At 53.9% G+C, this 1463-nt stretch carries 2 rRNA genes; both read left to right on the top strand.

Features of this window, described 5'->3' with window-relative positions:
- Window positions 1–1319 (top strand): 23S ribosomal RNA (locus tag INF20_RS07875); the annotation flags it as partial.
- Window positions 1320–1345: 26 nt separating this feature from the next.
- Window positions 1346–1462: ribosomal RNA gene (gene rrf, locus INF20_RS07870) — 5S ribosomal RNA — on the top strand.
- Window position 1463: the final 1 nt, after the last annotated feature.

Genomic DNA, 1463 nt, shown 5'->3' with positions numbered 1-1463 from the left:
AGACGGAAGCAGCTGATTTCACACTGTCAAGAAAAGCCGCTAGCGAGCTCCTAGGTGCCCGTACCGCAAACCGACACAGGTAGATGAGGAGAGAATCCTAAGGCGAGCGAGAGAACTATTGTTAAGGAACTCGGCAAAATGACCCCGTAACTTCGGGAGAAGGGGTGCCCGCGAAGAGCGGGCCGCAGTGAAAAGGCCCAGGCGACTGTTTACCAAAAACACAGGTCTCTGCAAAAGCGAAAGCTGAAGTATAGGGGCTGACGCCTGCCCGGTGCTGGAAGGTTAAGGGGACTGCTTAGAGCAATCGAAGGCACGAACTTAAGCCCCAGTAAACGGCGGCCGTAACTATAACGGTCCTAAGGTAGCGAAATTCCTTGTCAGGTAAGTTCTGACCCGCACGAAAGGCGTAACGATCTGGGCACTGTCTCAACAATAGACTCGGTGAAATTGTAGTACCGGTAAAGATGCCGGTTACCCGCAGCAGGACGGAAAGACCCCATGGAGCTTTACTGTAGCTTGATATTGAGTTTTGGCATTGCATGTACAGGATAGGTGGGAGACAATGAAGGTAGGACGCCAGTTTTGCCTGAGTCACCGTTGGGATACCACCCTTGTAATGTTGAAATTCTAACCGTGCGCCGTGATCCGGCGTCGGGACAGTGTCTGGTGGGCAGTTTGACTGGGGCGGTCGCCTCCTAAAGAGTAACGGAGGCGCCCAAAGGTTCCCTCAGTGCGGACGGAAATCGCACGAAGAGTGTAAAGGCAGAAGGGAGCTTGACTGCGAGACCTACAAGTCGAGCAGGGACGAAAGTCGGGCTTAGTGATCCGGTGGTTCCGAGTGGAAGGGCCATCGCTCAACGGATAAAAGCTACCCTGGGGATAACAGGCTGATACCGCCCAAGAGTCCACATCGACGGCGGTGTTTGGCACCTCGATGTCGGCTCGTCTCATCCTGGGGCTGAAGTAGGTCCCAAGGGTTGGGCTGTTCGCCCATTAAAGAGGTACGCGAGCTGGGTTCAGAACGTCGTGAGACAGTTCGGTCCCTATCCGCTGTGGGCGCAGGAGATTTGAGTGGAGCTGTCCCTAGTACGAGAGGACCGGGATGGACGTACCGCTGGTGCACCGGTTGTTCTGCCAAGGGCATAGCCGGGTAGCTAAGTACGGAAAGGATAAGCGCTGAAAGCATCTAAGTGCGAAGCCCACCACAAGAAAAGATCTCCCTGTAAGACCCGTGGGAGACTACCACGTTGATAGGTCGGAGGTGGAAGTACAGTAATGTATGTAGCTGACCGATACTAATAGGTCGGGTGCTTGACCAAAGGACATGATATTCAGTTTAAGGTAATCCGGTGATAATAGCGCGGAGGCTACACCTGTACCCATCCCGAACACAGAAGTTAAGCTCCGTAGCGCTGATGATACTTGGTGGGAGACTGCCTGGGAAAGTAGGACATCGCCGGTTT

This window comes from Gallibacter intestinalis, from assembly GCF_014982745.1.
Classification (GTDB): domain Bacteria; phylum Bacillota; class Clostridia; order Peptostreptococcales; family Anaerovoracaceae; genus Gallibacter; species Gallibacter intestinalis.
This window is presented reverse-complemented; position numbering and strand designations above follow the sequence as displayed.